General features: G+C 65.0%; 8 protein-coding genes. 5 read left to right on the top strand and 3 right to left on the bottom strand.

Annotated elements, in window-relative coordinates; all coding sequences use genetic code 11:
• Positions 1–216: 216 nt before the first annotated feature.
• Complete coding sequence (locus C9427_RS22740; RefSeq protein WP_245437143.1) at positions 217–1,176, bottom strand: glycosyltransferase; 960 nt, start codon at positions 1,174–1,176, stop codon at positions 217–219.
• A gap of 13 nt (positions 1,177–1,189) precedes the next feature.
• The gene (locus C9427_RS22735) at positions 1,190–1,789 is read right to left on the bottom strand and encodes a TetR/AcrR family transcriptional regulator (protein ID WP_107651331.1); all 600 of its coding nucleotides are present in this window, start codon (positions 1,787–1,789) and stop codon (positions 1,190–1,192) included.
• 219 nt (positions 1,790–2,008) lie between these two features.
• Between C9427_RS22735 and argJ the strand changes: the two genes are divergently transcribed.
• The 5 genes from argJ to C9427_RS22710 all read left to right on the top strand — a co-directional run bounded on the left by argJ (position 2,009) and on the right by C9427_RS22710 (position 5,210).
• Positions 2,009–3,250 (top strand): bifunctional glutamate N-acetyltransferase/amino-acid acetyltransferase ArgJ, encoded by a 1,242-nt coding sequence (argJ, locus tag C9427_RS22730; protein ID WP_107651330.1) that lies wholly within the window; start codon positions 2,009–2,011, stop codon positions 3,248–3,250.
• Positions 3,251–3,297: 47 nt separating this feature from the next.
• Positions 3,298–4,047, top strand: coding sequence for a GNAT family N-acetyltransferase (locus C9427_RS22725; RefSeq protein WP_107651329.1), 750 nt, complete (start codon positions 3,298–3,300; stop codon positions 4,045–4,047).
• Entirely contained in the window at positions 4,044–4,466 is a 423-nt protein-coding gene (locus C9427_RS22720; protein WP_107651328.1) for a (deoxy)nucleoside triphosphate pyrophosphohydrolase, read from the top strand. The genes C9427_RS22725 and C9427_RS22720 overlap by 4 nt, the downstream gene beginning before the upstream one ends.
• A 102-nt stretch (positions 4,467–4,568) precedes the next feature.
• On the top strand, positions 4,569–4,880 hold the full coding sequence (locus C9427_RS22715; RefSeq protein ID WP_107651327.1) for a hypothetical protein: 312 nt from the start codon (positions 4,569–4,571) through the stop codon (positions 4,878–4,880).
• Positions 4,881–5,030: 150 nt separating this feature from the next.
• Entirely contained in the window at positions 5,031–5,210 is a 180-nt protein-coding gene (locus tag C9427_RS22710; RefSeq protein ID WP_107651326.1) for a Flp family type IVb pilin, read from the top strand.
• 33 nt (positions 5,211–5,243) lie between these two features.
• Here C9427_RS22710 and C9427_RS22705 read toward each other — a convergent pair whose 3' ends face one another.
• Positions 5,244–6,116, bottom strand: coding sequence for a methyltransferase domain-containing protein (locus tag C9427_RS22705; RefSeq protein ID WP_107651325.1), 873 nt, complete (start codon positions 6,114–6,116; stop codon positions 5,244–5,246).
• Positions 6,117–6,132 lie beyond the last annotated feature (16 nt).

Here is a 6,132-nt window from a genome sequence, read left to right as displayed (position 1 = left end):
ACGAAAGTGGGGGAGAGCTGGCTCGGCGAAGCCGAGACGGAGAGGGGGACTGCGCCCTGCGAAAGCCCCCTCTCCGTCCGCTTCGCGGCCACCTCTCCCCCGCTTTGCGGGGGCGAGGAACCCAGGTCTTGAGAGGCTGGAGGCAGCACAAACTTCGACAATTGGATTGTGACTGGGGATCGTGTTTCGTCCCGCCACCCAACGATCCCGCCACCCCTACCGATAGTGCGTCGATGCCTTGAATGCCGCCGGATCATCGGCGGCGAGCGCGCCGGTGAATTCGGGGACCCGCACCAGAAGCATCATCGCCCAGAACAGCGGCCAGTCCGTCCAGCGGCAGAACTGACTGCCCACGGCCTGCGCGGTCTGGCGGTTTTCCTTGAACGACGTCGCCACGGCGCGACAGGCGAGGCCGAGCTTCGAGCGATGCGGTTTCCGGCGCTGCTCCATCCGCGCGAACTGGTAGCCCTTGTTGCGCCTGACGTCCCAGATGAACCCCAATCCCTCATAGGCGTGGATCGAGACGGCCCTGGGCGCCACCTCCATGGCGACGCCGTCCTTGAGCATGGCGTGCTGGCGCAGATGCGAGCTGACGAAGGGGCCGTGATCGGCCTCGAAGCGGTAGCGTTCGAGCACCTGGCGCCGGTAGAGCGCGCCATTGTTGCTGGCATGAATGACCTGGCCATGGCGGTTGCGGCGCTCGATGAAGCCGCGGTCGAGCAGCGACATCACCCTTTTCATCATGCTCTCTTCGCCGTAGCTGGTCCGTCCGGAAACGGCGCCGAGCCGCGGGTCCGTCTCGACGCTTTCGTAGAGGGCCGCCAGCCAGCCCGGCCGCGGCAGACAGTCGGCCTCGACCACTGCAACCAGGTCATGACGGCAATATGCGAGTGCGGCGTCCTTCAGTTGCGAGGATTCGTCGCTATCATGCGTCGCCACGATCACCGACGGGCAGAGCCAGGCGGGTTTGCCGGCGAATTCGGCTTCGATTTTCGAATGATGGCTGCCTGACGTCCGGTCACCTGGCAGCATGATGACGATTTCGCCGGGAATGCCCTGGCGGTCCTGCGCATAGGCCTGCAGCGAGCGCCGCAATTCCGCGTCGCCATCTGCCGTCAGATAGTCGGAAACGATGATCAGGCTGACCGGCAGCACCGGAGATATTCTGTCGAGCAAGCCGCCGATCCCCCTAACGACTTTGTGGGAGTATGCCTTGTACCACATAGCGGACCGCCCTGCGTAGCGTGGCTTCGTCCTCGTCGAGACGATTGGTGAGAAGATGCTTCCAGGCGAAGGAGCCGATCAGGTCGGCGACGAGGGCGGCATCGACATCGACTGCCACCTCGCCGCGCGCCTTGGCGCGTTCGATCATCTGGCCGGTATGGGAGTGGCGTCCTTTCGAATATCCGGCAAGGGCCGCTGCCGCGGCCGGGTCCGACTGCGCCTCGGCGATCAGCGATCTGAACACGCTGCCCGACGAGGTCTCGCGCCAGTGCGAAAACAGGCTTTTGAGGAAGCCGACGAGATCGTCCTCGATATTGCCGGTGTCGGGACTGTCGACACGTTTGCCGCGCTGATAGATTTCGAGCAGCAGGGCCGCCTTGCTCGGCCACCAGCGATAGATCGTCGGCTTGCCGGCGCGCGCCCGCCTGGCCACGGCTTCGATCGAAAAGCCGGCATAGCCGGCCTCGACCAGCACCGCTTCGGCCGCTACGAGAATGGCCTCGGCGCTGTCGGGGTTGCGTCGCGCGCCGATCGACTTGCGCGCGGGGTCAGCGTCTTCGGCCATTCCAGTCATCCTCGCCAACAATTTCGCCGGCAATCATATGCGAGCCGGCGATGAAACGAAACGGGCCGTTCTGCACAGCCAATGCTGACAAATCGCCCGATGCGGGAGTGGCGGAAACCGGAAGCCCCGCGCCCCGGCCGGCCGTGAAAACGCCCTTGCACCGACGCTTCGTATCGGGCAAACCGGCCTTCCCCCCGCGTTTTCCCGCCCGAGGCCTCCATGTCCACGACGATTTCGCCGCTCGCGCCGAAGAAATATCCCAAAATGCCCGCGATCGAGGGCGTGCGCATCGCCACCGCCGAGGCCGGGATAAAGTACAAGAACCGCACCGACCTCTTGGCCATGGTCTTCGACGCCGGCACCACCGTGGCCGGTGTGTTCACGAAATCGAAATGCCCGTCGGCGCCGGTCGATTTCTGCCGGCAGAATCTGGGCCAGGGCAAGGCGCGCGTGCTTGTCGTCAATTCAGGCAATGCCAATGCCTTCACCGGCAAGAAGGGCCGGACCTCCACGGCCATGACCGGCGAGGCGGCGGCCAAGGCGGCGGGATGCACGCCAGGCGAAGTGTTCCTGGCCTCCACCGGCGTCATCGGCGAGCCGCTCGACGCCGGCAAGTTCAGCCATCTGCTCGCCGGGCTGGTCAAGGACGGCAAGCCGGAGCTGTGGACGGAAGCCGCCAAGGCGATCATGACCACGGATACCTATCCGAAGGTGGCGACCGCGACCATCAAGCTCGGCGATGCCGACGTCACCATCAACGGCATTGCCAAGGGCGCAGGCATGATCGCGCCCGACATGGCGACGATGCTCTCCTTCATTGCCACCGATGCAGCGATCGCAGCACCCGTGCTGCAGGATCTGTTGTCGCGCGGCACGGCCAAGACCTTCAACGCGGTCACCGTCGACAGCGATACCTCGACCAGCGACACGCTGCTGATCTTCGCCACGGGTGCCGCCGCCAGGCGCGGCGCGCCTTTGATCAGCGATCCGAAAGATGCACGCCTCGGGGCGTTCCGCCGCGCGCTCGGCAAGGTGCTGAAATCGCTGGCGCTGCAAGTGGTGCGCGACGGCGAGGGCGCGCGCAAGCAGGTCGAAGTCACCGTCACCGGGGCGAAATCGGCCCGCTCGGCCAAGCGCATCGCGCTGTCCATCGCCAATTCGCCGCTGGTCAAGACGGCGGTGGCCGGCGAGGACGCCAATTGGGGCCGCGTCGTCATGGCCGTCGGCAAGGCCGGCGAACCGGCCGACCGCGACCTTCTGTCGATCTGGTTCGGCGACAACCGGCTGGCGCATGAGGGCGAGCGCGATCCTGGCTATTCGGAAGAGGCGACATCGGCCTATATGAAACGCGACGAAATCCGCATCCGCGCCGATATCGGCATCGGCCGCGGCAAGGCGACGGTGTGGACCTGCGACCTCACCAAGGAATATGTCGCCATCAATGGCGACTATCGCAGCTGAGGTATTTGGCGGAGCTGATGACATTGGTTTCCAGACATCCGGCAAGCATGCTCGCCATCGTCCGCCGCTACGAGGCGGCCGGCTTTCGTGCCTGGCCGGCGGCGGCCGTCCATTATGACGGCACCTGGGTGGTGCGGCTGACGGCCGGCCATCCGGCCAAGCGGCTGAATTCGGTCAACCCCCTCGATCCGGGCGACATCCAGCACATTGCCGAGCGCATCGGCCGCGCCAGCCGGCGTTTCGACGCCTATGGCAGGCCGCTGACCTTCCGCATCTCACCACTGTCGGGGCCTGACCTGTCCAGCCACCTCGACAAGGAAGGCTGGAGCATATTCGACGAATCGCTGGTGATGCGCCTGCCGCTGGCGGATGCGCAACTCGACCCGGCCATGGACCAGATCCCGCTGAAGGACATCAGCCGCTTCATCGGCGCGTCGCTCAAGGTCAGCGGCTCCGACGTGGCGCTGCGCCCTGGCCTGTCCGAGATCATCGGCGCGATCCAGCCCGAGGCCGGGCTGTTCGCGCTCGAAGAGGGCAGCGAGCCGCTGGCGACGCTGATCTGTGTCCATGACGGCGATCTTGCCGGATTGTTCGAGGTCGCCACCGACAAATCGGTGCGCAACCAGGGCCATGGCCGCAATCTTATCCTGTCGGCGCTGAAATGGGCCCGGCTGCGCGGCGCCCGCGAAGCCTGGCTGCAGGTCGAGGCCAGCAATGCGCCGGCGCTGGCGCTCTACCGTTCGCTGGGCTTCGAGGAAGTCTATCGCTATCACTATCGCCGGCCGCCCGGCGCATGACCGGCGCGAGCCCCGCCGGCAAGCGCCTGCTCCTGGTCGCGGCCTGCGCTCTGGTCGACGCCGACGGCCGCGTGCTGCTGGCGCAGCGGCCGCAAGGCAAGCAACTCGCCGGCCTGTGGGAATTTCCCGGCGGCAAGGTCGAGCCCGGCGAGACGCCGGAACAATGCCTCATCCGCGAACTCCATGAGGAAATCGGCATCGAGACCGAAACCCCCTGTCTGGCGCCACTGACCTTCGCCAGCCATTCCTACGATGATTTTCACTTGCTGATGCCGCTGTTCGTCTGCCGCCGCTTCCGTGGCATCGCCCAGCCGAAGGAAGGCCAGGCGTTGAAATGGGTGCGGCCGCGCCAGATGCGCGATTTTCCGATGCCGCCGGCCGACGCGCCGCTGATCCAGTTCCTCATCGATCTGCTGTAAGCCGGACTGTAGCCGGGCCCCTGTTTCACCCAGCGTTAATGAAAGATTTATCTTGCCGTGAAAAGTTGAGGCAAAGCGCCGATTTCACCGGGGAGCGACTGCATGAGCCTCGACAGGGACTGGGACTCGATCCGGCCCGACCGTTTGCGTGGCGCCAGCCAAGCGGGCATGGGCCTGTTGCGCCTCACGTTGCTGTTCGGTTCGGCCGCGGTGGCCCTGGCCTTGTTCGCGACGCCTTACCTCGACAACCGGATGCGATTGCAAGCCACCGGCGACGATCTTGCCGGCGTCGACATGATGAGCACGGCTTCGATCGGTCATCGCAACACCTACACGCTGCGCAGGAGCGTGCTGCAGCCGCTGCCCAGTTCAGTCTGCGTCATCAGCAATGGCAGGCACAGCGGCGACTGCTGATCGAAAAGCGCATCATGTCCGGCGCTCTTCATGCGATATGCATAGTTAACAGATTTCGAGAACGTCGCCGGTTCATCGCCTGTTAAGCCTGTGCCGTTAACCTTTCTTAACAGGTCGGCGCTAGGGTCGTGGCAAGCGGGATCGACAGTCATGAAAACAGTGCTGCAACGGTTTTTGGAAGACGAGACCGGTGCGACGGTCGTCGAATATGGGCTGATCGTGGCCGTGTTGTCGCTTGCCATCGTTGGCGGCGTCGGCCAGGTATTCGATGCCCTCGAATGGCTGTTCAGCGACAACAACAGCAGGCTTGTGAATGCTTTCGCGCCGTGATCACGACCGGGCACCTGCATCCGCACAATCCGGTCAATGCCCGCCGGGATTTTCCAGTATTGTCTTCAGCGAGATTTTCGCCGAGCCCGGCTTCAGCGGTTTTTGCTGCGAGGCGTCGGGCGCCCAGCCTGACATCCAGACGATCGGGAAACTCGCCCTGACACGGCCATCGGCATCCGAAAACCGTTCGGCATAGATTTCGGCTGCGCGGGCAAACAGCCTTCGCGTCCCCGGCCGCCTGCTACGGTCGATGAGCGCGCTGGTCTCGCCCATAGCCCGCAGGTCCGCCATCACGCCGAACAGGGAATCGTAGCGCACCGTCACCGTCTCGACATCGGCGACCGGCAAGGCGAAGCCGGCACGTTGCAAGAGCGCGCCGGCGTCGCGCACGTCGGTGAACGGGATGACGCGCGGGCTGGCGCCCCCATAAAGCTCGGTCTCGGCGGCCAACAGGCTTTCGCGCAGCTCGGAAAGTGAGCCGGCGCCGGCAAAGGCGCCGAGGAAAAGACCATCCGGCTTCAGTGCGCGGCGGGTCTGCACCAGCATGCCGGGAATGTCGTTCATCGCCTGCAGCGACAGAAGCGACACAACAAGGTCGAGGCTTTCCGGCTCGAACGGCACGGTTTCCAACGATGAGACCAGTCCCGCCTCGCCCTTGAGGAAAGCCGCGTCCGCCTCGACGCGCACAATGTCCGCCACCTTGCCGCTTGCCGCGAGCACGCTGGCGGCGGCCGGTGTCTGACAAAACAGGACGGCCGCCCTGTTAAATTCGCGCTCGACGGCGCCCAGCCGGTCGGCAAGGTCCTCGGCTGCCCGGCGCATCAGGAAATCCGCACCGCTGACAGGGTGGGCCAATGCCCGGCGCTTGTGCGCCAGCCACAGCGGGATGTCGATTATAGGTTGCAACGGGCAGGTTCCTGTT

The organism is Mesorhizobium helmanticense, from assembly GCF_003034915.1.
In the GTDB taxonomy this organism is placed as follows: domain Bacteria; phylum Pseudomonadota; class Alphaproteobacteria; order Rhizobiales; family Rhizobiaceae; genus Mesorhizobium; species Mesorhizobium helmanticense.
This window is presented reverse-complemented; position numbering and strand designations above follow the sequence as displayed.